This is a genomic window from Dethiothermospora halolimnae (genome assembly GCF_037577855.1).
GTDB classification, from domain to species: domain Bacteria; phylum Bacillota; class Clostridia; order Tissierellales; family VENL01; genus Dethiothermospora; species Dethiothermospora halolimnae.
On the sequence record NZ_JBAKFX010000057.1, the window covers coordinates 1 to 26,605 of the forward strand.

30 protein-coding genes are annotated in these 26,605 nt (G+C 30.9%); all 30 read right to left on the reverse strand.

Annotated elements, in window-relative coordinates; all coding sequences use genetic code 11:
* Positions 1-95 precede the first annotated feature (95 nt).
* The 30 genes from flhB to V6137_RS17205 all read right to left on the reverse strand — a co-directional run bounded on the left by flhB (position 96) and on the right by V6137_RS17205 (position 26,336).
* Complete coding sequence (gene flhB / locus V6137_RS17060; RefSeq protein WP_425449174.1) at positions 96-1,055, reverse strand: flagellar biosynthesis protein FlhB; 960 nt, start codon at positions 1,053-1,055, stop codon at positions 96-98.
* A gap of 5 nt (positions 1,056-1,060) precedes the next feature.
* Positions 1,061-1,843, reverse strand: coding sequence for a flagellar biosynthetic protein FliR (fliR, locus tag V6137_RS17065; RefSeq protein WP_425449175.1), 783 nt, complete (start codon positions 1,841-1,843; stop codon positions 1,061-1,063).
* Positions 1,844-1,858: 15 nt separating this feature from the next.
* Positions 1,859-2,125, reverse strand: a complete 267-nt coding sequence (gene fliQ / locus V6137_RS17070) for a flagellar biosynthesis protein FliQ (protein WP_425449176.1) — start codon at positions 2,123-2,125, stop codon at positions 1,859-1,861.
* An 18-nt stretch (positions 2,126-2,143) separates the two neighbouring features.
* Complete coding sequence (gene fliP / locus V6137_RS17075; RefSeq protein WP_425449177.1) at positions 2,144-2,893, reverse strand: flagellar type III secretion system pore protein FliP; 750 nt, start codon at positions 2,891-2,893, stop codon at positions 2,144-2,146.
* Complete coding sequence (locus V6137_RS17080) at positions 2,877-3,398, reverse strand: flagellar biosynthetic protein FliO (RefSeq protein WP_425449178.1); 522 nt, start codon at positions 3,396-3,398, stop codon at positions 2,877-2,879. Before V6137_RS17080 ends, fliP begins: the two co-directional genes overlap by 17 nt.
* 1 nt (position 3,399) lies before the next feature.
* A complete protein-coding gene (locus tag V6137_RS17085) occupies positions 3,400-3,762 on the reverse strand; it encodes a response regulator (RefSeq protein ID WP_425449179.1) in 363 nt (120 codons plus the stop codon).
* A 15-nt stretch (positions 3,763-3,777) separates the two neighbouring features.
* Positions 3,778-4,950, reverse strand: coding sequence for a flagellar motor switch phosphatase FliY (fliY, locus tag V6137_RS17090; protein ID WP_425449180.1), 1,173 nt, complete (start codon positions 4,948-4,950; stop codon positions 3,778-3,780).
* On the reverse strand, positions 4,940-5,938 hold the full coding sequence (fliM, locus tag V6137_RS17095) for a flagellar motor switch protein FliM (protein WP_425449181.1): 999 nt from the start codon (positions 5,936-5,938) through the stop codon (positions 4,940-4,942). Before fliM ends, fliY begins: the two co-directional genes overlap by 11 nt.
* Positions 5,939-5,951: 13 nt before the next feature.
* Positions 5,952-6,371: a flagellar basal body-associated FliL family protein gene (locus V6137_RS17100; RefSeq protein WP_425449182.1), complete on the reverse strand. Its 420-nt coding sequence runs from the start codon at positions 6,369-6,371 to the stop codon at positions 5,952-5,954.
* 18 nt (positions 6,372-6,389) lie between these two features.
* Positions 6,390-7,136: a flagellar motor protein MotB gene (locus tag V6137_RS17105; protein WP_425449183.1), complete on the reverse strand. Its 747-nt coding sequence runs from the start codon at positions 7,134-7,136 to the stop codon at positions 6,390-6,392.
* Positions 7,136-7,921, reverse strand: coding sequence for a flagellar motor protein (locus V6137_RS17110; RefSeq protein ID WP_425449184.1), 786 nt, complete (start codon positions 7,919-7,921; stop codon positions 7,136-7,138). Before V6137_RS17110 ends, V6137_RS17105 begins: the two co-directional genes overlap by 1 nt.
* Positions 7,922-7,924: 3 nt before the next feature.
* Positions 7,925-8,137 (reverse strand): flagellar FlbD family protein, encoded by a 213-nt coding sequence (locus V6137_RS17115; RefSeq protein ID WP_425449185.1) that lies wholly within the window; start codon positions 8,135-8,137, stop codon positions 7,925-7,927.
* 61 nt (positions 8,138-8,198) lie between these two features.
* On the reverse strand, positions 8,199-9,557 hold the full coding sequence (locus V6137_RS17120; RefSeq protein ID WP_425449186.1) for a flagellar hook protein FlgE: 1,359 nt from the start codon (positions 9,555-9,557) through the stop codon (positions 8,199-8,201).
* Positions 9,558-9,625: 68 nt separating this feature from the next.
* Entirely contained in the window at positions 9,626-10,003 is a 378-nt protein-coding gene (locus V6137_RS17125; RefSeq protein ID WP_425449187.1) for a TIGR02530 family flagellar biosynthesis protein, read from the reverse strand.
* A 21-nt stretch (positions 10,004-10,024) separates the two neighbouring features.
* Positions 10,025-10,432 carry a flagellar hook assembly protein FlgD gene (locus V6137_RS17130; RefSeq protein WP_425449188.1) on the reverse strand — a complete coding sequence of 136 codons (408 nt, stop codon included), beginning with the start codon at positions 10,430-10,432 and terminating at the stop codon, positions 10,025-10,027.
* An 11-nt stretch (positions 10,433-10,443) separates the two neighbouring features.
* Positions 10,444-11,898: a flagellar hook-length control protein FliK gene (locus tag V6137_RS17135; RefSeq protein WP_425449189.1), complete on the reverse strand. Its 1,455-nt coding sequence runs from the start codon at positions 11,896-11,898 to the stop codon at positions 10,444-10,446.
* Positions 11,899-11,917: 19 nt separating this feature from the next.
* The gene (locus tag V6137_RS17140; RefSeq protein ID WP_425449190.1) at positions 11,918-13,135 is read right to left on the reverse strand and encodes a MotE family protein; all 1,218 of its coding nucleotides are present in this window, start codon (positions 13,133-13,135) and stop codon (positions 11,918-11,920) included.
* 12 nt (positions 13,136-13,147) lie between these two features.
* On the reverse strand, positions 13,148-13,585 hold the full coding sequence (fliJ, locus tag V6137_RS17145; RefSeq protein ID WP_425449191.1) for a flagellar export protein FliJ: 438 nt from the start codon (positions 13,583-13,585) through the stop codon (positions 13,148-13,150).
* 14 nt (positions 13,586-13,599) lie between these two features.
* Entirely contained in the window at positions 13,600-14,925 is a 1,326-nt protein-coding gene (fliI, locus tag V6137_RS17150; RefSeq protein WP_425449192.1) for a flagellar protein export ATPase FliI, read from the reverse strand.
* Between the two features lie 7 nt (positions 14,926-14,932).
* The gene (locus V6137_RS17155; RefSeq protein WP_425449193.1) at positions 14,933-15,694 is read right to left on the reverse strand and encodes a FliH/SctL family protein; all 762 of its coding nucleotides are present in this window, start codon (positions 15,692-15,694) and stop codon (positions 14,933-14,935) included.
* The gene (gene fliG, locus V6137_RS17160; RefSeq protein WP_425449194.1) at positions 15,687-16,694 is read right to left on the reverse strand and encodes a flagellar motor switch protein FliG; all 1,008 of its coding nucleotides are present in this window, start codon (positions 16,692-16,694) and stop codon (positions 15,687-15,689) included. Before fliG ends, V6137_RS17155 begins: the two co-directional genes overlap by 8 nt.
* A 10-nt stretch (positions 16,695-16,704) precedes the next feature.
* The gene (fliF, locus tag V6137_RS17165; protein ID WP_425449195.1) at positions 16,705-18,249 is read right to left on the reverse strand and encodes a flagellar basal-body MS-ring/collar protein FliF; all 1,545 of its coding nucleotides are present in this window, start codon (positions 18,247-18,249) and stop codon (positions 16,705-16,707) included.
* A gap of 37 nt (positions 18,250-18,286) precedes the next feature.
* On the reverse strand, positions 18,287-18,586 hold the full coding sequence (gene fliE / locus V6137_RS17170; protein ID WP_425449196.1) for a flagellar hook-basal body complex protein FliE: 300 nt from the start codon (positions 18,584-18,586) through the stop codon (positions 18,287-18,289).
* Positions 18,587-18,603: 17 nt separating this feature from the next.
* Positions 18,604-19,047: a flagellar basal body rod protein FlgC gene (flgC, locus tag V6137_RS17175; protein WP_425449197.1), complete on the reverse strand. Its 444-nt coding sequence runs from the start codon at positions 19,045-19,047 to the stop codon at positions 18,604-18,606.
* Positions 19,047-19,457: a flagellar basal body rod protein FlgB gene (flgB, locus tag V6137_RS17180; RefSeq protein WP_425449198.1), complete on the reverse strand. Its 411-nt coding sequence runs from the start codon at positions 19,455-19,457 to the stop codon at positions 19,047-19,049. The genes flgC and flgB overlap by 1 nt, the downstream gene beginning before the upstream one ends.
* Positions 19,458-19,877: 420 nt before the next feature.
* Complete coding sequence (codY, locus tag V6137_RS17185; protein WP_425449199.1) at positions 19,878-20,660, reverse strand: GTP-sensing pleiotropic transcriptional regulator CodY; 783 nt, start codon at positions 20,658-20,660, stop codon at positions 19,878-19,880.
* Between the two features lie 303 nt (positions 20,661-20,963).
* Positions 20,964-23,045, reverse strand: a complete 2,082-nt coding sequence (topA, locus tag V6137_RS17190) for a type I DNA topoisomerase (RefSeq protein ID WP_425449200.1) — start codon at positions 23,043-23,045, stop codon at positions 20,964-20,966.
* Positions 23,046-23,127: 82 nt separating this feature from the next.
* Positions 23,128-24,219 (reverse strand): DNA-processing protein DprA, encoded by a 1,092-nt coding sequence (dprA, locus tag V6137_RS17195; RefSeq protein WP_425449201.1) that lies wholly within the window; start codon positions 24,217-24,219, stop codon positions 23,128-23,130.
* 254 nt (positions 24,220-24,473) lie between these two features.
* A complete protein-coding gene (locus V6137_RS17200) occupies positions 24,474-24,692 on the reverse strand; it encodes a PF20097 family protein (RefSeq protein WP_425449202.1) in 219 nt (72 codons plus the stop codon).
* A gap of 114 nt (positions 24,693-24,806) precedes the next feature.
* Positions 24,807-26,336: a YifB family Mg chelatase-like AAA ATPase gene (locus tag V6137_RS17205; RefSeq protein ID WP_425449203.1), complete on the reverse strand. Its 1,530-nt coding sequence runs from the start codon at positions 26,334-26,336 to the stop codon at positions 24,807-24,809.
* Positions 26,337-26,605: the final 269 nt, after the last annotated feature.

Below are 26,605 nucleotides of genomic sequence, written 5' to 3' on the forward strand. Positions count from 1 at the left end.
GTAAAGATTTATTTCAAAATTTCCAGTAAAAATAGGAATTTATTGATTTCTACCTTATCTTAATCTAATCTTGTGAATCCAAGGGCTATCGCCCATTAAAATTTTTGAGATGCGAAACTTCTGATATTTTGTGCTATTAAATCCTTACCCTTTGCTATCACTAATGGTGCATCAAATTCATCACTATCATATTTTATAGCAATGGCATAATGGGTAGGATTTGTAATTATTACATCTGCATCAGGGACATCCTGCATCATCCTCGTCATGGCCATTTGCCTCTGCTTTTCTTTAATTTTTGATTTTATTTGAGGATCTCCCTCAGATTGTTTATTCTCTTGCTTCACTTCATGTTTACTCATCTTTAACTTTTTCTCATGTCTATACCATTGAAACAAATAATCCATTATAGCTATCAATACAAATACTCCCGATGCTCTAATAGCTATACCAAATGCAATATCACCTATATAAACCACTGCACTTTGTAGGTTCATATCTATTATGCTATAAATACTATTTATTTTATCTTTTATATAGTTTAATACCACATAGCCAACTATAAATATCTTAATCAAAGATTTGATTAGTTCTATCAAAGAATTTGGAGAAAATATTCTTTTAAAACCTTCAATAGGGTTTATCTTACTAAGTTTTGGCTTTAAAGATTTAACAGAAAAAAGAAATCCCACCTGAAAATAATTCACAAGTAAAGCTGTAATAAAAGAAATAATTAGTATAGGTGCTAATATCTCTGCAGTGACAATAATTGTCTTAATAAATAGTGTATGAATTCCCTTTATAGTAAAAAAGTCACTTCCATTATTATATTGACTGAATATAAAGTTGAAGAAATTCATTATATTTTTATATATTCTATCTCCAAAAATTTTTAACCCCAGAAAAACTAAAAGTAACATAAAGGCAGTATTAATTTCTTTACTTTTTACTACTTGTCCCTCTTCTCTAGCTTCTTTTCTTTTTTTGGGAGTAGGTTTTTCTGTTTTTTCTTCATCTGCAAATAACTGAATATTTATTCTAAAATCATTGTACACTTACCTCATCCCTTTGCCATTATCTTCATAAACTCAAGAATCTGATCATACATAGCATTAAAAATATGTTCTAATAAAACCAATAGTAAAGGAAAAGCAGTAATTATAACAAGTAAACCTATAATAATCTTAAATGGCATACCAACAATAAAAATATTCATTTGGGGCATTGCTTTAGCCATTATACCTAAAAAAACATTTATTAAAAACATAGTTGCCAATATAGGACTTGCCACCTTTAAAGCTATTACAAAGGTTTGTCCAAATACACTAATAATTTGATCTACCATTAAATTATTTAAAGAATACTCCCCAATAGGCAAAATCTCATAACTATCCACTATAGCTCTAATTATAACGTGATGACCATTAACCGTTAGAAATACTAATAACGCAAAGATATAATAAAAATTTCCCATAATGGGTAGTTGAGTATTATGTTGTGGGTCCAAAACATTAACCATTCCAAACCCAATTTGTACATCTATGATTTGTCCTGCTATAAATAACAAAGAAAAAAACAAATAAGATATAAATCCCAATATTAGACCGATGGTTAGCTCTTTAATTAGTATAATTATATAATCAAACATTTGATAATTTACATCTTTAATACTTATCACATTGATAAGTATTAAAGATGTAAACAAACAGAACACAATTTTCAATGTTGTAGGTATGCTTTTCCTACTAAATATTGGAGTCACAATAAAAATACCTGTGACTCTAATAAATATTAATAAAAATATCTCATATCTATTGATTATTACTTCAAGTAAACTATTCATATTATTCTCCTACTACTATAAATAACTATTAATATTAATAAAGAGATTTTTAGCAAAATTTAATATAACTCTCATCATCCAAGGTCCAAATATGACAAAACTCAATAGAACTGCAACAATTTTAGGTACAAAGGCAAGGGTTGCTTCTTGTATCTGAGTAGTAGCTTGAAAAATACTAACCAATAGACCTACTAATAGACCAAACCCCAACATGGGAGCAGAAACCATTAAAATTGTCTTTATTGCTTCCTGAGATAGATTCAAAATATCCCCTTGATTCAAAATTATCCCTCCCTAAAATCAGTTGAATCCTAAAACCAGTGATTTAATAACTAAATCCCATCCATCTACCATTACGAACAATAATAGTTTAAATGGTAGTGAAATCATTACCGGTGGCAACATCATCATTCCCATTGACATCAACGTACTTGCCACAACCATATCTATTACTAAAAATGGTATATATATTATAAAACCCATTTTAAATGCTTTTTTTATTTCTCCAATAATAAATGATGGAATAAGAACTTTGGTAGGAATATCTTCAATCTTCATATTTTCTGTTTCATTAATCTCAGCTATATCCAAAAAAAGAGCTAAGTCTTTGCTTTCTGTTTGTTTAAACATAAAATTCCTAATTGGTTCTAACCCCTTTTCAATCACTTCATCTTGATTTATTTCATCATTTAAATAAGGTTGTATAGCTTCAGTATTTATTTCCGAAGCTATTGGAGTCATGATAAAAAGTGTCAAAAATAATGCTAGCCCAATTAACACCTGATTAGGTGGGGTCTGCTGAGTACCAACAGAACTTCTAACAAAATGGAGTACAATTATTATTCTAGTAAAACTTGTCATGGTCATTAAAATCGCTGGCATTAATGTCAGTAATGTGAATAACAACATTATTTTTATGCTAATGCTATAATCATTGTTATCTGTTGTTAAGTCTAGTATTGAACCATCAGGCATACCATATACTTTAGAAGTGAATATAAAAAGTATTAGAATAACAATTGATAAAGTTTTTTTATTGATCTTCTTCATAATATTCTTCCTTACTATTAAACTTTTGTTTTTCTGTTATATTGTTCATTTTTGTTGACACATTTAAAATCTTTTTTCTAATCTTTTCAGTTGTTAAATCATTATTTTTAATTTTGTCATTATTAACTTTATTATTGACTTTATCTAAGTTTACCTTATTAACCTTATCTATGACAGTAGTTCCATTACTCCCAACAGAAAGTATATAAAAGTTATCTAAAATATCAACAATTAATATCTTCGTGTTTTTATCTATATTAAAAGCATCGATTATTTTCATGTAACTTTGATTACCCAATCCACTCATTTTTTTAGCGAAAAACTTAGTTCCATAAAAAGCAATTAATAATACTAAAACAAAAGCCAGTAAATAAAATACTAGCTTTATAAGTGGTGAATCCAGAGTTCCTTTACTTCCTTGTATAAGACCAAGTAAAGGAAGCTTGAATCCCTTAGAGTATAGAGATTCAACGATATTTGACATTGCCAAAAACCTAACTTCCATTTTAACCTATCGCTTTTTTTACAGCTTCAATAACCCTATCGGCCTGGAAAGGTTTAACTATAAAATCTTTAGCTCCAGCTTGAATAGATTCGATAACCATAGCCTGCTGTCCCATTGCAGAACACATAACTATTACCGCATTTGAATCAATTTTCTTAATTTCCTTAACTGCCTGTATTCCATCAACTTCTGGCATAGTAATATCCATAATAACAAGATCAGGGTTCAATTCCTTGTATTTTTCAATTGCCTTAGCTCCATTCTCTGCTTCCCCTAGAACTTCAAACCCATTTTTCGTTAAAGTATCCTTAAGCATCATTCTCATAAAAGCTGCATCATCAACTATTAAAACTCCATTTGCCATAATTAATTCCTCCCTTTATAATCTATTGATTCTTTTCGCTGGATTGATAATATCTGTGATTCTAATTCCAAAGTTATCGTCAATAACCACGACTTCACCCTTTGCAATAAATTTGCCATTTGCAAAAATCTCCAAAGGCTCTCCAACCAGCTTGTCCAATTCGATTACTGTCCCTGGACCATATTCAAGTATTTCATTAATTGGTTTAATTGTCCGTCCAAGTTCAGCAGTTAATTCTATTGGTATATCTTTTATCATATCAATACTTTCATTATACATAGTATTTTCATCATTATCAAATGCTTGAAAGTCGACTTTTTGAACATTAACTGGTTGTTTCTCAATATTTTGTTGACTATCGTTGAAATTGTCAGTTTTATTTGATGTTTTTTGTCTATTATTAGAATAATCATTATTGCTTTGTAATTTTCCTTTTTCTGAAGGATTCGGTGTAGTTGGTTCATTATTAAAATTACTTGGTTGTTGTTCTACTGCATCACTAGAATTATCAGATTCTTCCTCGGGATTAAATAACTTATCCACCATGCTTTTAGCAAAACTAAAGGGCAATAACTGCATAATTTCACTATCTATTAAGTCCCCTATTACCATCTTAAAAGAAATCTTAACAAGTGGTTCTTCATCGCCAAATGCGTCAAATGCATAATCCCCTTCTTTAAAATCAATGTTAAAAGCCCTAGGTGGATCTATATCTATAGTAGTAGAGAACATCTCCGATAATGAAGTGCTCGAGGACCCCACCATCTGATTCATGGCTTCACTAATAGCACTTAAGTCCATCTCGTTGACTTCACCTTCAGCTTTTTTACCATCTCCTCCCATCATAAGGTCACTAATAATTTTAACGTCATTGGTTCTCAATATCAGTACATTAGCCCCTTCAATTCCATATTTATATTTAACATCTACTGCTACAAATGGTATGGGATATTCTTCCGATAATTCCTCTACACTAGTTATAGAAACCTTTGGGGTTGTTATAATAACCTTTTGCCCTAACAAGGTAAATAAAGTTGTAGCAGCTGTTCCCATGCTTATATTTCCAATTTCTCCCAAAGCATCTTTTTCTTCACTGGTTAAATCAGAATTCCCTTCATTACCTTCATCTTCCACATCCCCTTTAAGTAGCGCATCTATTTCTTCTTGAGATAACATATCACTTGCCATAAATATCTTCACCTTCCCTTCTGACATTTGTTATTTTCACAGCCGTTTTATTTTTCTTACGTCCAGGTATACCAAGGAATTTTTTATTTGAGCCTACTAGAACTGTCACTTTATTTTTAGGTCCACTATCTAGTTTTAATACATCTCCTTTTTGTAATTGTAATATTTCCTTTACAGTTGCCAAGGAGGAACCTAATTGAGCCCTTATTGGTATTCTAGCCTTCTTTATTCTACCTTCGATTATAGTATTATCCTTTTCTTCGAAACTTTCTCTAGTATTAGAAAACCATAGCTTAGTACTTAATTTCTCAAGTACAGGCTCTATTGTAATATGGGGTATACAGATATTAAGCATCCCCTCTGTATCTCCCACAGATATATTCATTGTGATCAACGCAACAGTTTCATTTGGGGAAACAATTTGAGCAAACTGTGAATTGATTTCAATTTTATCTAATACAGGCTTTAATTCAATAACATTTTCCCATGCTTCAGCCATTGAATCCATAGTTTTATATATCATTTTTTTGAGTAATGATAATTCTATCTCAGTAAAACTTCTATTTTCATCTAAAGATTCTCCTGACCCTCCCAATAACCTATCTATCATAACAAAGGATATCTTAGTAGAAAAATCCATTATTATTTGCCCCGGTAGTGGCTGAAAATCAATAATTGGAAGTAGTGCCGGATTAGATATAGCATTACTAAACTCACTATAGGCAAATTGGTCCACCGTTAATACCTCTATTTTTACAGGTGCCCGTAAATATCCAGATAAAAAAGTCTGGAGTAGCCTCGCTAAGTTTTCATGTATGATTTCCAATGTTCTAAGCTGATCTTTAGCAATTTTTCTTGGATTTCTAAAATCATACTCTTTTACTTGTTTCTTTCCACTTTCACCCTCAATTTCATTTACGTCTACTTCTCCGGAGTTCAAAGCCTTAAGTAGGGCATCTATTTCATTTTGTGATAAAACTTCAGCCAATATTTTTACCTCCCTACTGTATAATTATATCTTGTATATATATAGTTTTTATATTGTCATTATCAAAAACCTCTTTTAAACTACCTGTTATCTCTTCTTTCAGTTTTTTATACTTATTATCTTCCCTAATCTCTTTCTCTGTCTTGCTGGTTAATATTTCATTTACCTTGTCCCTTATAAGAAACTTCTTTTCTTCAAAGCTTTTTAGCAATGATTCTTCTGTAACCTCTATAGTCATATTGAACTTTAATAAATCTCTACTATCTTTTGGATTACAAATTATTTCTTCTGCATTATAATAATAATACTTAATTTCTGGTTTTTCTGGAGTTTTTTTATTATTAAAATACATAAATCCTAATACTCCCCCAGTTATTATAAGAATTATTAATAACGCAATCAAAGAAATCATAAATATTTGTTTTGTGCTCATATCTCCAACTCCTTTAGACTAATTAGGCTCCCATTTTCCATAGGATGATCTTAAAATAATTATATCGGCTCTTCTATTTTTAGCCTTATTTTCGGATGTATCATTTGGCGCCACTGGTCTATAATAGCTATATCCTGAAGCTGATATTCTTTTACTATCTATATTTTTATTATCTATTAAGAACCTTACTACTTTAGTTGCTCGCATTACTGATAATTCCCAGTTAGTTGGATATAAAGCTGTATTAACTGTGGGATTAGAATCAGTATGACCTTCTACTTTAATATGTTTGCTTTTTAATTCCTCTTTCTTCAATATATCACCTATATAGAGAAGCATCTTTTTAGCCTCTGGTTTTATTTGAGTTTTTCCTGGGTCAAAGAATACATTATCAAGGGCCCTTATTATAAGTCCCCTTTCTTCTATTTTAGCTATTATTCTGTCCTGCAGCCCTTGCTCTTCAGCATATTCTTCAATAAGGGCCTTTAATCTCTTAAAATCTTCTACTTCCTCAAGCTCTGATGTTTCAAGATTCTCTGGTATTTCTTCCATATCGATATCCGGTGCACTGTTAATTGTTCTTCCTCCAGTGAACACTCCCAATGACCCTTGGAAAGCCTTCATTACTGCTTGAAATTTTTGAGCATCTATCTCTGAGAAACTAAATAAAAGTACAAAGAAACAAAGTAGCAGTGTAACCATATCACCATAGGTTGCCATCCATCCATCTGTTGACTTTTTTTCTTCCTTCTTTTTTTTTCTCATTATGCATTCCCACCTTCGGTTCCTTTATCTAAACTAGTTCTCATACTTGGAGGTAAGAAGGTCTTTAACTTCTCTTCTATTATCCTAGGGTTCTCTCCTGCCTGTATAGATAATAGTCCCTCTACCATAAGCTCTTTTACCATTATCTCTTCTTTACTTCTCCCCTTCAATTTATTTGCAATGGGAAGAAATATTAAGTTGGCAAATAGAGTACCATAAAAAGTAGTTATAAGAGCAGTTGACATATTTGGTCCAACACTAGAGGGATCCTCTAAATCCTTCAGCATATTTATAAGACCTATTAAGGTTCCTACCATTCCAAATGCCGGTGCAAAAGTTCCCATGGTTTCAAATATAGCTTGTCCTTCATTATGTCTATCTTCTAAGAAGGATAACTCGGTTTCAAGTATATTTCTTACTAATTCAGGATCTGTTCCATCTACTATAAGTAATATACCCTTTTTTAAAAACTCATCATCTAGATTTTCTGCAGCTTCTTCTAAGGCCAATAGCCCCTCTTTTCTTGCCACATTGGCAATTTCTATTATTTTATCAATAACTCCCATTGGAGAAAGTTCTTTAGATACAAATGCATTTTTTACCACCTTAATTGAGCCTATCATTTTCTTTAGAGGAAAACTAGTTATTGTAGCAGCTACAGTTCCTCCGACTACAATTGCCAAAGATGGGACGTGAATAAATGCGCCTACACTACCCGATAAATTAATACCAAAAACAACAAAACCAAACCCTACTATTAAACCTAATAGTGATGCTATATCCAATTATCACACCTCACTTTTACGTCTTTTAATATCTATTGTAAGTGTTTCCTGTTTATATTTAATAACCTTACGAATTATTTCATCTGTTGTATCTTCAACCACCATTTTTTTCCCATTAGTAAGGGTTATAACAGTATCCGGTGTAGATTCAACAGTTTCTATTAGTTCAGAATTAATAATTACTTTTTTACCATTTATTCTACTTACCTCAATCATTATCTTCACCACTTTATTAGTCATCTGGGTATAAAATATACCCAGATAACTATATTTTTAACTATCTTTTAAGATTAACTAACTCTTGTAGCATCTCATCTGTAGTTGTTATTACCCTGGAGTTTGCTTGAAATCCTCTTTGAGTCGTTATCATTTCTGTAAATTCATTGGATAAATCTACATTTGACATCTCAAGAACTCCAGCTGTTATTTTACCAAAGGATCCACTGTTCGGATTTCCAATATTAGGATCTCCTGAGTTTCCTGATACATCATATAGGTTTCCGCCTATTTTTTCAAGTCCCATTGGGTTATCAAAGTTAGCAAGCTGTATACGCCATAAAGACTCTTTAATTCCATTTGAAAAACTTGCAACAACTTCTCCTGATGCATTAATACTATATCCTGTGACTTTACCTGCTTTTCTACCATTTAAATCTGATTTTAATTCACTTTCACCTTTTACTTGAGATATACCAGATAAGTCAATGGAAATTGTATTAGTAGCTGTAGAGGGATCATTTTTATCAGTCAACTCTCCAAAATATGAACCCGCCATTCCACTAAGTTCTAATGAGAATTTTTCGCTACCATCAATTTTCATGCTACCATCTGTATTAAAAGTCACAGTTCCTCCTTGATCGCCGGTAGTTTTATCAAGAGGGTTTGTTATTGACGGTGTATCTACCGTTACACTCCCGGGACCATCTATAGAAGTTACATGATAATCCCATGAATTAGCCCCCATTTTTGTAAATGCTAAGTTAATAGTATAATCATTGCCTAAGCTATCTTTTATAGAAAAATTTTTATATACTATCTCGTCTTCTTTAGGATCAGTATAATCAAATGTTGGCTTGCTGGAGTTTAAATTACCACTTAATTCAGCCTCTGTAGTAGCACTTGCAGGGGCCATTATAGTTTTACTAACCCAAACTGAATCCAAATCCTTATTAATATCTATTCCCATCTTATCAGCATATTCTTTTGAACCATTGTATTTAGCTAAAACTTTCATACCATTGGGAGTTACAAGATTTCCTGCCTCATCAAATACAAAGTTACCAGCCCTTGTATAATATTTAGTAGATAAATCCTTATCTCCAGATACCATAAAATACCCATTTCCCTCTATCTTTAAGTCCGTGGGATTATCTGTTCTCTGGGATGCTCCTGGGGTATGTATTGTATTCATAGAACCCATATTAACCCCTAGTCCTATTTGTTGAGGGTTTGTACCACCTTTTCCATCTTGAGCACCACTTGCCCCCCTGATTACTTCATTAAAAGCTTCTTGAAATGTAACTTGTCCCTTTTTATACCCTACTGTATTAACATTGGCTATGTTGTTACCTATAACATCCATCTTCGTTTGATGTACCCTTAACCCTGATACAGCTGCGTACATAGATCTCATCATAATAAATCCCTCCTAAAAATTTATGTCTTCTATCATTCAGACATATTAGCTTCCCTAACAGGGTCCAGCTAAGTTATTATTGCTCCATCTATATTTGTAAATATTTTTTCCTTCATATCACTATGATTAGCAGTAGTTATTATAGTTTTATTCTCTACACTGGCAATAAAAGCTTTTTTATCTATCAATATTAATGCCTCTTTTATTCCCTTGTTTTCTGCCTTATCCATAGCATTTTCTAAGCGTATAATTTGATCCTCTGTCAACTTTATATTTCTAGTTGTCATTCTTTCCTTAGCATGTTTTGAAAACTTTATATCGTTAGATTTTACTTTATTAAAAATTTCTTCAAAACTTTTCTTGTTCTTTACATTTAAATCTTTGTTTTTATTATTTATTTTATCTAAATAAAAGTTTGGATTTAACGGTTTATTAATTCTATTCATGTAAATACCACCCCATTAAACTTATGAACTTTCTTTATCAGAACTCTCATCATTTGAATTGTCTATCCCATAAGCCTCTATTGCCTTTCTTATTTTCCCCAATTGATTTACTACTTCCAATTGACTTTCTATATGGTTTTTATTTAGCAGTTCTATAGACTTTTTGATATCTTTTTGAGACTCTTCCATAGTTTTATTTAAGTTCTGAATTTGCTCTAAGCTGCTGAACTGGGCCATCTGTGCAATAAATTCCTTGTCTTCCATAGGGTTTAATGGGTCTTGATTCTTTAATTGGGTAGTAAGTAATTTTAAAAAACTGTCTTTGTCTAAAGCATTTTTTATTTTTTCTTCCTTACCATTTTCAGTTTTCTTTCCAACATTAGTCACATCATAAATTAACTCATCATTATTAACTCCATCTATAGCCATATCAACACCTCCTATGCCATATAATCTACACTTCCTACAGAAACTCCATGTATATACTGATCATTTTCTGCATACTGACTATTATACATTACCTTTTCTAATATTTCTTCACTATCTAATTTCACTTTTTTCTTTCTTTTATTATTTTTATTTTGGAACCAAAATTGCTGTCCTCTATGATCAGAGGTATCATCTTTGCCAACAGAAACATCAAATTCACTTATCTCTATACCTTGTTCTTTTAACGTAGTCTTAAGTTGATCTAAGTTAGACTCTATAAGTTGTTTTATGTTACCATCTTCCACAAATGCCTTAGCTATAATATTTCCTTTATCAAGCTCCATTTTTAGAGAAACCTCTCCAAGGAAATTGGGCTTTAATCTTATTTTTATTTCTGGATTATCTTTATTAAAGTCGACTTTTATTTTGTCCGATATTTGTTTTATTACTTCATATTTTTCTAGATTGTTTTTTATATTACTCTCTTCAATGACTTTTTCAAATTGGCCACTTTTTTCTATAGTTTTTAAATTATCATAACCTCTAGTTATGGTTTCACTATTTAAATTGTTATTATCAAAATTTTTACTATTTTCTAAGAGTCCATCTTGCCCCTTTTCTATTACCTTAGTTCCGTCCTTACTAATTTGTTCATTTATTTTTTTATCATTCGTTTCATTCGCCACTTTGTCTTTTTTATCTTGTAGTTTTTCAGCTTGAGCATTATAGACAACATTTTTAGATACATTGGTAATTTCTTCTTTGGGTTTGATATCAACAAACTTAACATGTGTAGTAGCCATCTTCTTTTGAATATCGTCTACAGCCTTAATTAACTTTTCCACATCACTAGATTTAATACTACTATTAAGGACTAGAGCTTTACTATTATTTAAACTATCCTTAATTTTCTCAAACAGATCTGTTACTTTACTCATATCAAAATCTTTATTATTATCCTTTAATCTAGATAGTATGTTTTGTAATTCTTTAGATATTGATTGTAATTTAATCATTAACTTACCCTTTGATTCTGAGCTATCTGTTTTATCAATAGATTCTGAAGTTTCTTTTATTTGTTTTAATATCTCCTCCATGTTACCTATCAGTTCAGGCTCTACAAGACTTTCATCTGCTTTTTTATTATCTTTCACTTTTTCTTGTGGCTTAATTTTATCTTCTCTTTTAATATTGTCTATTTTATTATCTTTTTCTTTATTGGAACTTTCACTATTTTGTTTTACTTTATCTTGTTTTACTTTGTTGGTATAAGAGTCAGACTTATTCTTTGTGCCACTACTTTTGGTATTATCATCATAGTTATTTTTTCCTTCAATATTATTATTTTTTTTATTGTTAAGAATCTTGTTAAAATCTTTTTTGTTATTCTGACGTTTCCCTATTGCATTAGTATTTTTCTGGGAACCTCGTTGACCAACCATTTTCAATATAGCATCCGTTTTCACATCTTCACCCCCTTTCTAGTTAATTTTCTTTATCTAATAACATCTTTGATATGTTAGAAGCCTTTTCCGCTTCCATTTCCTTTAATACCTGGGACAATTTTGTTCTTTTCATTTCTCGTAAAATATCTAAAACCATATTTGGATTATCATTTATCATATTATCAATTATATCTGCCACATTACCAGGTTCCATTCTTTCATAGGTAGCCACCAATTCTTTGACATTTTCATCATATTTTTTAAGTTCTTTTAATTTAGCACTGATGGCAGGTGTAATAGAAGTATCCTTATTAAATAATTCCTCTAAGTTTATAATTTTATTAAATAGATTATTTACCAATTCATCATCCCTAACCTGCAATAGTATTTTTGCAGATTGCTCTGGAGATAGGTTCATATAGATATTGGCTAGACTTTCTACATTATATTTATCAGTGCTTCCTATGTCTTTATAAGCTTCTGTAGGTTGTTTGTTCTCATAAACTTCCGACACTTTCAACAAATTATTATAATTTGCCTTTTTTTCATCAATTAAATTATCAATAGTTTGAGCTTTCTCTTTTCCTACTTCATCTGATATCTTTCTTAATATATCTTTTCTAAAGTTTTCATCTAAAAAATATAAAATTTCCTTTGCCTTATCCTCTTCCATGTAGCCAAAAGTTCTTCCCATCTCCTTAACATAATGGTTATAAGGTTCTCCTTCAAGTCCATTTAAGGTATTTCTAATTTCTTCCAAAACCATAACAGGAGTCTTTTCCCCTAGACTTTTAGCCTTATCTATATATTTATTATTCTCCTCTTCCTCAATTTCTTCATATAATGCAAATATGGAATTTCCTCTTAGTTCTATTTGTCTAATTTCTTCTATTATTTTTCCAGCTTTTTTCTTATAAGTGCTACTTAGGTCTACCATTGTATCCTTTATATCATTAAATAATTCCTCATCCTCTTGCTTTATGATATAAAGTTTATCTGTGGCACTTTCAATATCAAGACTTCCATAATAGCTAGCAAGCTTATTTAATTGATTTTTTTTCTCTTCGTCAGTTGGTATACTTTCAAAATGCTCTCCAACTACTCCTGGTACCTTAGTTAAGATTTTATTAGCTCTTTTTTTAAAATTACTGCTAATGGCATAAGTTATAGTTAAAGTTATCAATGAAAGTACAATTAAAAATAAAATAAATAATATTATACCTTTCCCAACACCAAGTTTTTTTTCTCCTTTAGCCATGTTATACCTCCATTATCTATTGCTAGCACTGAAGCTTACAATCTGATCAACTACTTTTTCCTCTTCTTTTCTCTGTAAATACAAAAAGTTTTCATAATCCTTTTCTTTCAACTTCTCAATACTTTTTTTATCCTTTACCGATTCAATAAGTTTCTGTTTAGCTTTATATAAATTGTTTTTCTGATTGTCTACAACTTTTTTTTGTTTCTTTATCGCCTTATTAATTTCATGTAAATAACTGTTAGAATTTTTTAAGTACCCAACTGTCGTTCTACCTATTTTTTCATTTCTTTCATCACTAATATGTTTCTTCTTATTTACATATTCATTGAGCTTATCCTCTTCTTTATCTAAAATTCTCTTTTCTCTGCTATACTGAGTTTTTTTAGTCTGTTCAATAGTTTCTTTATATTCTAAAATTTTTTGGAGTCTAAAGTCGAATTTTTTCATTCATTTCACTCCCCTTAATTAGATATCTTATTAACTATTTTTTCTATAAAACCTCTAGTTTCATTAAATGAATATGTTTCATTCGTCCCTTGAGTTAGATAGTCATTAATATCGTCTATAACCTTTATAGCAGTATCTATCTTTTTATTACTTCCTCTTTTATAAGCTCCTATATTTATTAAATCTTCAGATTCCTTATAGGTGGCAAGAAGGTCTTTGATTTTAGATGCTAATTTTATATGTTCATCATCACATATATTGGGCATAACCCTACTTATACTTGCCAGTATATCTATTGCAGGATAATGATTTTGACTTGCTAACTTCCTTGATAATACAATATGTCCATCCACTATACCTCTGACAGTATCGGTTATGGGTTCATTCATATCATCTCCATCTACTAAGACAGTGTAGAGGGCTGTGATAGTTCCTTTGTCGGAGGTCCCAGCTCTTTCCAACAATCTAGGTAACTTAGCGAAAACAGAAGGAGTAAATCCCCTTGTAACTGGAGGTTCTCCAATAGCTAAACCTATTTCTCTTTGAGCCATTGCAAATCTAGTCAAAGAGTCCATAAGCAACATTACATTATTACTTTTATCTCTAAAATATTCTGCTATAGCGGTAGTTAATAGTGCGCCTTTCATTCTAACTAAAGCTGGTTGGTCTGATGTAGCAACAACAACAACTGACCGCTTTAACCCTTCTTCCTTCAAATCATTTTCTATAAACTCTCTTACTTCTCTTCCTCTCTCTCCTATTAATCCAATAACATTTACGTCGGAATCACCATTTCTCGCAATCATTCCCATTAAGGTGCTTTTTCCAACACCACTTCCGGCAAATATCCCTATACGTTGTCCCTTTCCACAGGTTAAAAGCCCATCTATTGGCTTAATCCCTAAAGGTAAAACCTCATTGATCTTTTTTCTTTTTAGTGGGTTAGGTGGACTATTAAAAACCGGATATTTTTTAGAGCTATTAATAGGACCCTTCCCATCTATTGGATTCCCTAAACCATCTAACACTCTTCCGATTAATCCATCACAGACCTTTACATTCAATGAGTTGCCACTGGCTATTACTGTACTTCCTGGTCCTATACCTTCCATTTCTCCCAGTGGCATTAATAAAATCTTATCTTCTTTAAACCCAACTACTTCTGCCAATATAGGTTCAGTATTGTTAAAGGGATATATATAACAAAGCTCTCCAATTTTACACATGGGCCCTTGGGATTCTATGGTTAACCCTGTTATTTTAGATATCTTACCTAAATATTTAACTAAATCTTTATCTCTAACAGCACCAATATATTTATTAAAATTAATTTGTTTCATAATAACATCACTCACTATTTAATATAGTATTAAGGGTTTCTTCAATTTTTTCTAATTGAGACTTTATGCTAACATCTACACTTCCATTTTTAGTTTCAATAATACAGTCCCCTGTTTTTAGTGTATTGTCTAATTTTATTTCTATATCTTCTATCATATTAGCCATAGATAATAATCTATCTTTAGAAAAGTTTACTACTTCATAATCATCTTTACTAATTCTAATTACTGCGGTATCCCTTGAATCCAAACTGTCTAGTCCTTTTTTCACTAAGGCTATAATGGCACTATCATCATCCTTAACAATGTTTTCTATAATTTCATTGCAGATAGTTTTTACAAGCTCAATGACATCATCTTCTATACTATTTAAAACTTTTTCTTTTTCTAATAAATAATTCTTTTTAATGTCATTTGCCTCTTTTATTAATTCATCAGACTTTTCTTTTCCTTCATTATATCCTGATACATATCCCTTTTCTCTAGAGTCAGCCTCTATAGAGTCTGAATTTTCTTTAGCAGTGTTTAATATTTCTTCTGCTTCTCTTTTGGCATTTTCAATAATAAACTCCGCTTCTGATTTAGCATCATTTATGATTTTTTCTTTTTCTCTCTCAGTTGCCTCTAATATTCTTACCTTCTCTTTCCTAGCTTTTTCTAAACTTTCTTGTGTTTCATCTACAGTATCTTTTTTTACTTTAATATCTATTTTAGGAATATAAACATCATCTTTTTCAACTATATAAGAGGATTTTATTATATTAGACAATAACCTCATCTCCTCCTCTAGGAGTCACTATTTCTCCTTGTTCTTCAAGTCTTCGTATGATATTTACAATATTTTGTTGCGCCTCTTCTATGTCCTTAAGTCTAACAGGTCCCATAAATTCCATATCCTCTTTTATCATCTCCATTAAACGTTTAGACATATTTGCAAATACAACTTCCTTAACCTCTTCACCAGCACCTTTAAGTGCGATAGCCCATTGATCATTTTCAACTTCTCTAGAGAACCTCTGAATAGACTTGCTATCAAGTTGAACAATATCATCAAATACAAACATCCTCTTTCTGATTTCTTCTGATAATTCTGCATCTTGAATTTCAAGTTCTTCCATAATAAGCTTTTCTGTTCCCCTATCCACAGAGTTTAATATGGAAACGATGGATTCTACACCTCCAGCAGAAGTATAATCTTGAGAAACCATATTGGAAAATTTATTTTCTAATACACTTTCTATCTCTTTAATAACATCTGGAGATGTTCTATCCATGACTGCAATTCTTCTTGCTACCTCAGATTGTTTATTTTGAGGTAGCTTCGATAGGATTTGTCCAGATTGCGTTGGAGACAAATAAGATAATATTAATGCTATAGTCTGTGGATGTTCGTTCTGTATATAAGTAAGCAACTGACTAGCATCAGCTTTTCTTACAAACTCAAATGGTCTTACCTGTAGTGAGGCAGTCAGCTTATTAATAATATTCACTGCCTTATCGTTACCTAATGCCCTTTCTAATATATCTTTAGCATAATTAATTCCACCTTCTGATATATATTCCTGAGCCAAACAAATCTCATAAAAGTCCCCTAATATATCCTCTTTTTCTTCAGGAGAAACCTTTCTCATATTTGCTATTTCAAGGGTCAACTCTTCTATTTCTTCTTCACTTAAATGTTTGAAAATCTGGGCTGATTTTTCAGGACCTAATGTTATTAATAAAACTGCTGCTTTTTCTTTACCTGTCAATTCATCACGTTTTGGCATAGTATCACCCCTAGTCTTCGTTTAACCAACTTCTTAAAAGTTGAGCAACGGCCTCTGGTTTTTTATCTACAAATTCATTTATTTTACCTTTATATTCTGACTTTTCTGTATCAAAATCAATATCTTCAAGGTGAGAATTTTCATCAGTCTTCTCTTCTATTAATTCTTCAATATTATAATTGTCTTTCTTTTTTCTTTTAGAAATAATTATTCCAGCAATTCCTCCAACCGCTAATAATGCAAAGGCAAAGGTTAGTATCTTCCAAATACTATTTCCTCCTTTTTCATTAACAATATTGGTGTTTTCTGTATTATCTCTTTGACTTAAGAAGCTTGATGCATTAACCGCCACCTGTTTTGTATTTAACCCCGTAGCTGCATATATTAATTCCTCAACTTCTTTTTTATTACTATTTGTAAATTCACCGTCAATAGCATCCTTATTTATTAAAACTGCTACAGTCACTGACTTTATGTCTCCAGGCGCTTTTTGAATTTCTTTATTAATTTCATTTAATTCATAATTAATTGTTTCACTAGCCTTGCTATATTTAGAATTCAGTTGATCCTCTGAAACATAATTAGGTATATCTTCTCCATTTTCATCTTCTCCAGGAACCCCTTCAGCTCCATCATCTATAACATCCTCACTGAGCTTTTGCATGCTTCTTATAAGTCCCTGTTCGCTTCCTTCTACTGGAGGTTGAAACTCTACAATACTGGTAACTTGCTTATCAAAATCCACCTCTACATTTGCTCTAACATCTACATTGCCTTCACCATATACCTGTTCTAAAAAATTAGTTATACTAAAATTTATCCTTGATTGTATATTGTTTTTTATATTAAGTTGACTTAAAACATCAAACTGTCCACTATTTTTACTATCATAGTCACTTATTAAACTACCAGTTTCATCTATAACTGATACATTTTTTGCTTCCATTCCTATGGAACTGGCTACCCAATTTTGAATAGCCTCAACTTGCTTAGATGAGACATTTGCTCCTTTACTTTTTTCAATATAAACAGATGCAGTAGCTTGTCTATCATCGTCTATGACAAAACCTTTTTCTTCTGGTACTTGTAAGTACACCGATGCTTTCTCTATACCATTAATTTCAGCTATGGTGCTGGATAGTTCATTTTGTAATGCATAATTATAAATTCTGTCTTTCTCTTTATCGGTCATTGTCCAACTGCTATCATTGAAGGCATCGGTAAACTTATATATTGGATTAGGTAATCCTTCTTCTGCTAATGTAGCATTGGTTTTCTTTCTTTGGTCACTTGGGACAGAAATGGTATTTGGGTTCTCTGTTAGTTTATAACTTATTCCCATTTCATCTAACCTTCTAGTTACAGCTCCCAACTCTTTATCTGTTAATCCACTATACAAAGTTTCATAACTTTCCCTTGTAGTAAATATAATAATTGCAGTAATAGCTAAAACTATTAATAATGCCCCAATACCTAATTTTATCTTCTTACCCTTATTTAAACCACTCCAAAATTCATTAAGCTGTTTCTTTATTTTGTCAATGGTTTCTCCCACTAAATCACCTCATTTCCTACTTTAAATATAAAAATAATCATACCTGCATCCTCATTATCTCTTTATAAGCATCTAAAACTTTATCTCTAACTCCTAATGTAAACTGTAATGCAATATTTGCTTTTTCTGCAGCTATCGTGACCTGATGGAAGTTTTCTGTTTTTCCAAGGGCAAAATTGATCTTTGCCTCTTTAGATTGATTTTGCAAAGTATTAACTTCATCTAAAGCATCTTTAAAATATTTACTAAAAGATATACCATTGTTATTTTTATCTAAATCACTTTCAATATCATTTAATTTTAAATTGTTTTGTAATTGAACATTACTTAACTTCATCGTTAACCTCCTAAGCTTTATCTATTTCCAATATCAAGTGACCTCATCGCCATGTTTTTATAGGAGTTTATAGCAGTAATATTTGCCTCATAACCCCTGGTAGCAGATATCATATCAACCATTTCTTTTACTACATCAACATTTGGTTTTAGAACATAGCCATCTTCATTGGCATCTGGATGTCCAGGATCATAGATTTTCTTAAAGGGAGACTTGTCCTCTACAACTTTAGATATTTTAACACCTTTACTTCTTTCTAAACTATTTTGGGTTTTGGCCAGTATATCACCAAAAGCTCCTTTGTTATTTTCCTTAAAGACTGCTAATTTACGTCTATATGGAGTACCACTGGCAGTTCTAGTAGTATTAACATTAGCTATATTATTAGATATAATATCCATTCTAGTTCTTTCTGCGGTAAGTCCCGATGCACTTATGTTGATACTATTAAATAATCCCATTATCTATTCCCCCTATTTATAACAGTTTTAATTTTTGAAAGCTCCCCTGATACTTGCTTTATTAGTGAATTATAATAAAGAGTATTTTTAGCCATATTAGCATTTTCAACATCAATATTTACATTATTGCCATCTCTTCTAGCTGAAGTACTTTCATCCTTTTCTATAACAGGTTCGATTTCTGATACACTAGGATTCTTAGTGTCATAGTGTCTTTCATCTGTAGTAGACATATTAAAATTGTTTTTGTTTATAGCTTTTTCTAATTGTTCTTCAAATTTAACATTAATACGTTTATACCCCGGGGTATTAACATTAGCTATATTATTGGTAATGGCTTCATGCCTTTTCCATGAACCGTCAAGAGCTTTAGTTAAAAAATTTACTGTATTAAACGTATTTCCCATCATAATTATCACCTCTAAATGATCATTTAATATTTTATAAACCTCTCATATATACAGTATTCTATATATATATTTCTTTTCCTTCAAAATTTGATACTCAATAATTAATAGTTTTACCTTTTTATACATGCCTGACTATAAATCGACAAAACTACTTTCATAATAATATCATAAAAAATATAAATGATATATACTCTTTTTTACTTTTAATTCCAAAGTACTAGTTTAAAACTTTTTTCTTGATTTATGAGTCCTCTTTCTATTCTATAATTATTATAACAAATTTTAAAGTCTTTTTGCTAAAAACAAAGCTTTTTTTATATATTTCGACATTCATTTTCCTTTTTTATGTAATTATTGTAATCGTTGTAATGTCTTTTACTTTTAAACCCAATAAAAAAGAGATGCTTTCACATCTCTTTTTTATTGGGTTACTTTCTTCAATTCATCTTTTAACTTTTTATTTAATATCTTTATATGGGTTCCTTTCATTCCCAATGATCTCGACTCTATTACCCCTGCACTTTCAAACTTTCTCAGAGCATTTACAATAACAGACCTTGTAATACCTGCCCTATCTGCAATCTTACTTGCAACTAGTAAGCCTTCATCCCCTTCTAACTCATTGAAAATATGTTCAACAGCTTCAAGTTCAGAATATGATAAAGTTCCAATTGCCATTTGAACCACTGCTTTTCTTCTTGCTTCTTCTTCAATTTCATCTGATTTAGCTCTTAATATTTCCATTCCTACCACAGTAGCACTATACTCAGCTAGCACTAAATCTTCTTCAGTAAATTCTCTGCCAAATCTAGCTACAACTAATGTTCCTAATCTAGTCCTACCACTATTTATAGGAATAATAGTGGTTATCTTATCTGGATAATCACATTCTGATACTTGGTCAAAAACACAATTGCCAGTTTCTTGAACATTTTCTTTTGTTTCTTGGATTTTTAATAATTCTTGGTTATATTCTTTTGGAAACCTTCGTTCTTGAATAACCTCATTTTCAATGATTCCACAATCAAAGCCAGTGGATAGAGCAAATCCTAATACTCTCCCCTTTCTACTAGCTATATATGTGTTAGCTTCTAATATTTCACTTAAACTCTTGCTTAATTCTTGAAAAGATACCGGCCTTGATCCAGTATTTTGTAATATCTTATTAAGTCTTCTAGTTCTTTGTAACAAACTTTCAGCCATTATAATCCTCCTTATAATAATTAGATTTTATCACGTCTTTTTTAATTAACATAAAACTTGCTATTTATCTATACAATACCTAACAATTTATTTAATCTATAAAAAAATCCCACTTTTCTATCAATCTTTTTCCATAATTATACTTTGTTTCACATTACTTGCACTATTCACTGTTTATTTAGCATTATACGATTTTTACTAGATTAATAATTGCAAACAAGAGAATATTAACATAATTCTACGTTTTTTTCAATTATATTTTTTAATAATTAACACAAATTAAAAAATTGTAAATATTCTTAACTACTTTGAAACTTTTCTCTTATAATCACACTCTTTATTTGAACAAACTATGGTTTTTCCCTTCTTGTTATTTCTTTCAGTTAATATACTATCACATTCTGGACATTTCTCATCTATAGGTTTACTCCAAGATACAAATTTACATTCTGGATAGTTACTACATCCGTAGAACTTTCTACCTTTCTTAGACCTTCTTTCAATAATATCTCCCTGACATTCTGGACATTTTACTCCAACTTCATGAACCAATGGTTTGGTATTTTTACAATCTGGATATCCAGGACATGCCAAAAACTTACCATAGCGACCATGTTTTATAACCATATTTCTACCACATTTTTCACATTCCACATCGGTTTCTTCGTCTTTAATCTCAATTTCCTTCATATCTTCTTCCGCTATCTTTAAATCTTTCTCAAAATCTTTATAGAAGCCTTTTATAACCTCTTTCCATTTTAATTCCTTTTCTTCTATTAAGTCAAGCTTTTCTTCCATGCCGGCAGTAAACTCTTCATTCAATATATCCTTGAAATATTGACTTAATAATTCAGTAACAATACTTCCTAGCTCAGTAGGTTTAAAGCTTTTATTTTCTAAAATAACATACCCTCTACTTAATATAGTGCTAATTGTTGGAGCATAGGTGCTTGGTCTCCCTATCCCCAATTCTTCTAGAGTTTTAACTAAGGAAGCTTCCGTATACCTTGCTGGTGGCTGAGTAAAATGTTGTTCTGGATTTTTATTTTTAATTATAACCTTTTCTCCTTCTTTAAGCTCTGGTATATCTATTTTATTACTACCAGTTCTTATGTCATAAACCTTTAAAAACCCATCAAATTTCACTTTTGAACCACTGGACTTAAATACATATCCAGCAGAATGGATTCTTACGGATAAAGTAGTATAAACTGCATTCTTCATTTGAGATGCCACAAATCTTCTCCAAATTAGATTATAGAGCTTATATTGATCTTTACTTAATGAAGCCTTTATGGAATCAGGAGTTTTCAAGACTGAAGTAGGTCTTATTGCTTCATGGGCATCTTGTATATCTTTCTTTTTGCCTTTTTTAAACTGTCTTCCTCCTTGGGAATACTCTTCTCCATATTCATTAACTATAAATTTTTTGGTTTCATTTATAGCATCATTAGATATCCTTATAGAATCTGTTCTAATATAAGTTATTAATCCAACTGTCCCCTCACCTTTTACATCAATTCCTTCATATAGCTGTTGTGCAATTCTCATAGTTTTCTTTGTTGAAAATCCTATTCTTCTTGAAGCATCCTGTTGCAAGCTACTAGTTGTATAAGGGGGATATGGATTACGCTTTTTACTTCCTTTCTTTACTTCCTTTACTATAAAGTCATCCTCTTCAATATTAGAAATAATTTCATCTACTTGTTCTTTGTTATTTAGTTTAAGTTTTTTATCCTTTTTCCCATTATTTATACCATAAAAAGAAGCTTCAAAGTCATTGTCTTCCTTTGATAATAATAGATCTATAGACCAATATTCTTCTGGAACAAAATCCTCTATTTCTTTTTCTTTATCATAAATTAATTTAGTAACTACAGACTGAACCCTTCCTGCACTTAATCCTCTTCTAACTTTTTTCCATAAAAGGGGACTAATTTTATATCCAACTAGTCTATCTAATATTCTCCTAGCCTGTTGAGAGTCAACTAAGTTTTTATTTATCTCTCTAGGGTTTTTAATTGCATTTTTGATAGCCTTTTTAGTAATTTCATTAAACTCTATTCTATTTTTATCTCCATCTTTCAACCCTAGGGCATGGGATAAATGCCAAGATATGGCCTCCCCTTCTCTATCAAGGTCAGTTGCTAAGAAAATATTATCAGCTTTTTTAGCTTCCTTTCTTAGTTCTTTTAAGACAGGTCCCTTCCCTCTAATGGTTATGTAGTTAGGTTCAAAGTCTTTATCTATATCAATACCCAATTTACTCTTAGGTAAATCTCTAACGTGTCCTACAGAAGCCTTAACTTTATAATTTCTTCCTAAAAATTTTCCAATTGTTTTGGCTTTCGCTGGTGACTCAACGATAACTAAAGATTTTGCCAAAATTTACACCTCCGAATCTCATAATGTATGTTATTATATCAAAAACATATTTTCAAGTCTACAGAATATAAATTTAGTAGACTTAACAAACTGTAAAAAACTTGCCAGGTAATTGTTTCACTAAACCTTTCATTTCTAATATTGTTAATATGCTATTCACTTTTTGTATATTTATACCTGTTCTATATGATATGATATCACAATGTTTAGGATTTTCACTAATTAATTTCAAAATATTTTTTTCTTCTATACTTAAGTATTGATAATTAGCTCTAATAATTTCATTCTCTTTTACTTTTTTTCTAAGTTCTATTATTTCTTCAAATATATCATCTATATCAACAATAGGATAAGCTCCATCTTTTATTAATTTGTTAGTCCCTTTACTATATAAACTATTTATATTCCCAGGAAGTGCAAACACATCCCGTCCTTGCTCTAGTGCATGCTCTGCAGTTATTAATGATCCACTTTTTTCAGTAGCTTCCACAACTATAACTCCAAGGGTCAAACCACTTATTATTCTATTTCTTTGAGGAAAATTATAAGGTCTAGGAATAGTGCCAATTGGAAATTCAGATATAACTCCTCCACTGTCTATTATTTCATTATATAATCTTCTATTAGATTTGGGGTATATTACATCTATACCACTACCTAATACAGCAATAGTTCTTCCATTACCTTCTATAGCTCCTTTATGTACAGTTGTATCTATGCCCTTTGCCATTCCACTTACAACAGTAACCCCCGCTCTAGATAATTCCTTTGAAAACTTTTCAGCTGCCCAGTGTCCATATGATGTAGCTTTTCTAGAACCTACTATAGAAATAGCATTATAATCCTCTTCGTTTATACTTCCTTTAATATACAATATCTTTGGGGGACTATATATATTTTTTAGTAATTTTGGATATTCATCATCGTATATGGAAATAATATTTATATTTAATTTATGGACTTTTTCTAAATATTCATTATAATATCCCATATTCTTATATTTTATAATTAAATTTTTAGCCTTATCATTTACACAATTTATTTTTAATATATCATTCCTTGATAAATCCCATACATAAGATAACTTACCTAAATATTTTTCTAATTTATCTATGGTTTTATTGTTTATACCTTCTATACTATTAAGCCAAATGGCAACATCTTTATCTTTCATTATTTATCTACCCCTACTTTTATTAGAATATTCTATATTTTCTCAATAATACCTCTTAATTTATAAAAGAATTCTTAAGAATTCTTTTATAAATTATATCCCTTATATATTTTTTTAATCATTTTCAGTGTGATGAGGTTTAGTAGTAATTTTATTATCAAATATATTAAAAAATCGGTTTTTATAAAGATAATAAAAATTCAAATTTGTAGAATAAACTGGGGAGTTTACAGTCCCCCCAGTTTATTTCAGATTTAGTGAAGTTCAATGATAATTTTATTACATTCTTCACATTTATAAGCTCCTACAGCACTCTTCCCAAAAACATGGGCTTCGGCAATAACATTCTTTTTCTTTAAAACCCTATCAAGCCAACCAATTTTTTCACCATATTCTCGCCATATCAATGACATCCTACCATCACCTTCAATCATCCCTATGGTCATTTCTATCCCGCAGTATGGACAGTTCATCTCCTATTCCCCCCTAACATATTATTCCATATTTTATTTATATTCTAAACTACTGCTTCTCCATCATCAAATTAAAAGAGAGCTTTTCAGCTCCCTTAATATTTTTATATCTCTTTACCTCCAAAACTTCCTATCCAAGTTCCTATATTGTATAGCCTCTGCTATATGATGTTCCTTTATATTTTCCTCTCCATCTAAATCTGCTATAGTTCTTGAAACCTTTAGAATCTTATTATATGCTCTAGCGCTGAATCCTAGATTTTTAAATCCATTATCTAATATTTTATTACCAGCTTCATCTAATTTACAATATTTTTTTATATTTCTGGTGGTTAGTTGAGCATTAGAAAATATGTTATCTTCTTTATATCGAGCTATTTGATGTTTCCTAGCCTTGTTAACCCTTTCCCTTATACTAGATGAAGACTCTGAATCCTGTTTTGATTGCAAGTCTTTATACTTAACAGGAGTTACTTCCACATGTATGTCTATTCTATCAAGTAGAGGACCACTGATCTTTCCAAGATACCTTTCTATATTTGCTGGGGAACAGGAGCATTCATGGGTTGGATCACCATAGTAGCCGCAGGGACAAGGGTTCATGCTGGCCACTAACATAAACTTGGCCGGATATGATAAAGAGGCATTAACCCTTGATATGGTGACTTGACCGTCCTCCATAGGTTGTCTTAAAACTTCCAATACGTTTTTCTGAAATTCAGGCATTTCATCTAAAAATAGCACTCCATAGTGGGCAAGGGATACTTCTCCTGGCTTAGGTATTCTACCTCCTCCGACTAAAGCTACACTTGACATGGTGTGGTGGGGTGCTCTAAATGGCCTTTTAGTTACTAAGGAGTTTCCCTCTAGCACTCCAGCTACACTATATATTTTTGTGATTTCTAAAGACTCTTCAAACGTTAATTGGGGTAAAATAGATGGCAATCTCCTAGATATCATTGTTTTTCCTGAACCCGGAGGCCCAATCATCATTATGTTATGGGCTCCTGCTGCCGCAATCTCCATTGCCCTTTTAAGATTTTCTTGTCCCTTTACATCTTTAAAATCTTCATAGTCGTTATTTGCCATATCAAATATATTATCCACTTCTGTTATATAAGGACATATATCAATTTCATTATTTAAGTATAATATAAGATCATATAGGGTTTTTACAGGTATAATATCTATTCCTTTAACCACACTACATTCTTCCTTATTTCCATCGGGTATGATAATCTTTTCTATTCCTGTTTCCTTTAGAGATATTACTATGGGCAAAGCCCCTTCTATCTTATTAATTCTTCCATCTAATGATAATTCCCCGATAAAAGCATATTTACTAAAATCATCATATTCTATCACCTCTATGGCAACTAATATTCCAACTGCTATTGATAAATCTATCTGGGATCCTTCCTTCTTTAGACTGGCAGGAGCCAAATTTACAGTTATTCTGTGTATGGGAAAGTCTATACCGCTATTTTTTATAGCTGTCTTAACCCTTTCCTTAGATTCCCTTATAGCTGTATCTGGAAGTCCTACTATGCTAAATCCTGGTAATCCATTTGATATATCTGTTTCAACTTCTACTATATAACCGTTTAAACCTTGTAATATACAAGTATTAATTTTCGATAGCATTATTTTCACCCTACTTTTATTTGTTTTTATAAAAATTTTTATTTTTTAATTATTTCCATTTTTTTCTGATTTATAACTATTTGTTTTATTTTTATGTTTTATCATTTATGATAAGATTTATTATGATATATTTAGCATAAAATAAGGGGGCTGTCGGAAAATAGCAAATTTTAACTCGCCAGACCACAAATAAAGAAAAATGCTTAAGAACTTAATTTTAACTAGAAGTAAGTTTTTAAGCATTTTCTATTTTTTGACAAGAAAATTAT

Excerpts from the sequence above, each read along its gene's own strand:
- fliR (WP_425449175.1), bottom strand. The coding sequence starts at position 1,843 with ATGAATAGTTTACTTGAAGTAATAATCAATAGATATGAGATATTTTTA.
- fliP (WP_425449177.1), bottom strand. The coding sequence starts at position 2,893 with ATGAAGAAGATCAATAAAAAAACTTTATCAATTGTTATTCTAATACTT.
- V6137_RS17080 (WP_425449178.1), bottom strand. The coding sequence starts at position 3,398 with ATGGAAGTTAGGTTTTTGGCAATGTCAAATATCGTTGAATCTCTATAC.
- V6137_RS17085 (WP_425449179.1), bottom strand. The coding sequence starts at position 3,762 with ATGGCAAATGGAGTTTTAATAGTTGATGATGCAGCTTTTATGAGAATG.
- fliY (WP_425449180.1), bottom strand. The coding sequence starts at position 4,950 with ATGGCAAGTGATATGTTATCTCAAGAAGAAATAGATGCGCTACTTAAA.
- V6137_RS17100 (WP_425449182.1), bottom strand. The coding sequence starts at position 6,371 with ATGAGCACAAAACAAATATTTATGATTTCTTTGATTGCGTTATTAATA.
- V6137_RS17105 (WP_425449183.1), bottom strand. The coding sequence starts at position 7,136 with ATGAGAAAAAAAAAGAAGGAAGAAAAAAAGTCAACAGATGGATGGATG.
- V6137_RS17115 (WP_425449185.1), bottom strand. The coding sequence starts at position 8,137 with ATGATTGAGGTAAGTAGAATAAATGGTAAAAAAGTAATTATTAATTCT.
- V6137_RS17120 (WP_425449186.1), bottom strand. The coding sequence starts at position 9,557 with ATGATGAGATCTATGTACGCAGCTGTATCAGGGTTAAGGGTACATCAA.
- V6137_RS17125 (WP_425449187.1), bottom strand. The coding sequence starts at position 10,003 with ATGAATAGAATTAATAAACCGTTAAATCCAAACTTTTATTTAGATAAA.
- V6137_RS17130 (WP_425449188.1), bottom strand. The coding sequence starts at position 10,432 with ATGGCTATAGATGGAGTTAATAATGATGAGTTAATTTATGATGTGACT.
- V6137_RS17140 (WP_425449190.1), bottom strand. The coding sequence starts at position 13,135 with ATGGCTAAAGGAGAAAAAAAACTTGGTGTTGGGAAAGGTATAATATTA.
- fliJ (WP_425449191.1), bottom strand. The coding sequence starts at position 13,585 with ATGAAAAAATTCGACTTTAGACTCCAAAAAATTTTAGAATATAAAGAA.
- fliI (WP_425449192.1), bottom strand. The coding sequence starts at position 14,925 with ATGAAACAAATTAATTTTAATAAATATATTGGTGCTGTTAGAGATAAA.
- fliG (WP_425449194.1), bottom strand. The coding sequence starts at position 16,694 with ATGCCAAAACGTGATGAATTGACAGGTAAAGAAAAAGCAGCAGTTTTA.
- fliE (WP_425449196.1), bottom strand. The coding sequence starts at position 18,586 with ATGAAGTTAAGTAATGTTCAATTACAAAACAATTTAAAATTAAATGAT.
- flgC (WP_425449197.1), bottom strand. The coding sequence starts at position 19,047 with ATGGGATTATTTAATAGTATCAACATAAGTGCATCGGGACTTACCGCA.
- flgB (WP_425449198.1), bottom strand. The coding sequence starts at position 19,457 with ATGATGGGAAATACGTTTAATACAGTAAATTTTTTAACTAAAGCTCTT.
- codY (WP_425449199.1), bottom strand. The coding sequence starts at position 20,660 with ATGGCTGAAAGTTTGTTACAAAGAACTAGAAGACTTAATAAGATATTA.
- dprA (WP_425449201.1), bottom strand. The coding sequence starts at position 24,219 with ATGAAAGATAAAGATGTTGCCATTTGGCTTAATAGTATAGAAGGTATA.
- V6137_RS17200 (WP_425449202.1), bottom strand. The coding sequence starts at position 24,692 with ATGAACTGTCCATACTGCGGGATAGAAATGACCATAGGGATGATTGAA.
- V6137_RS17205 (WP_425449203.1), bottom strand. The coding sequence starts at position 26,336 with ATGCTATCGAAAATTAATACTTGTATATTACAAGGTTTAAACGGTTAT.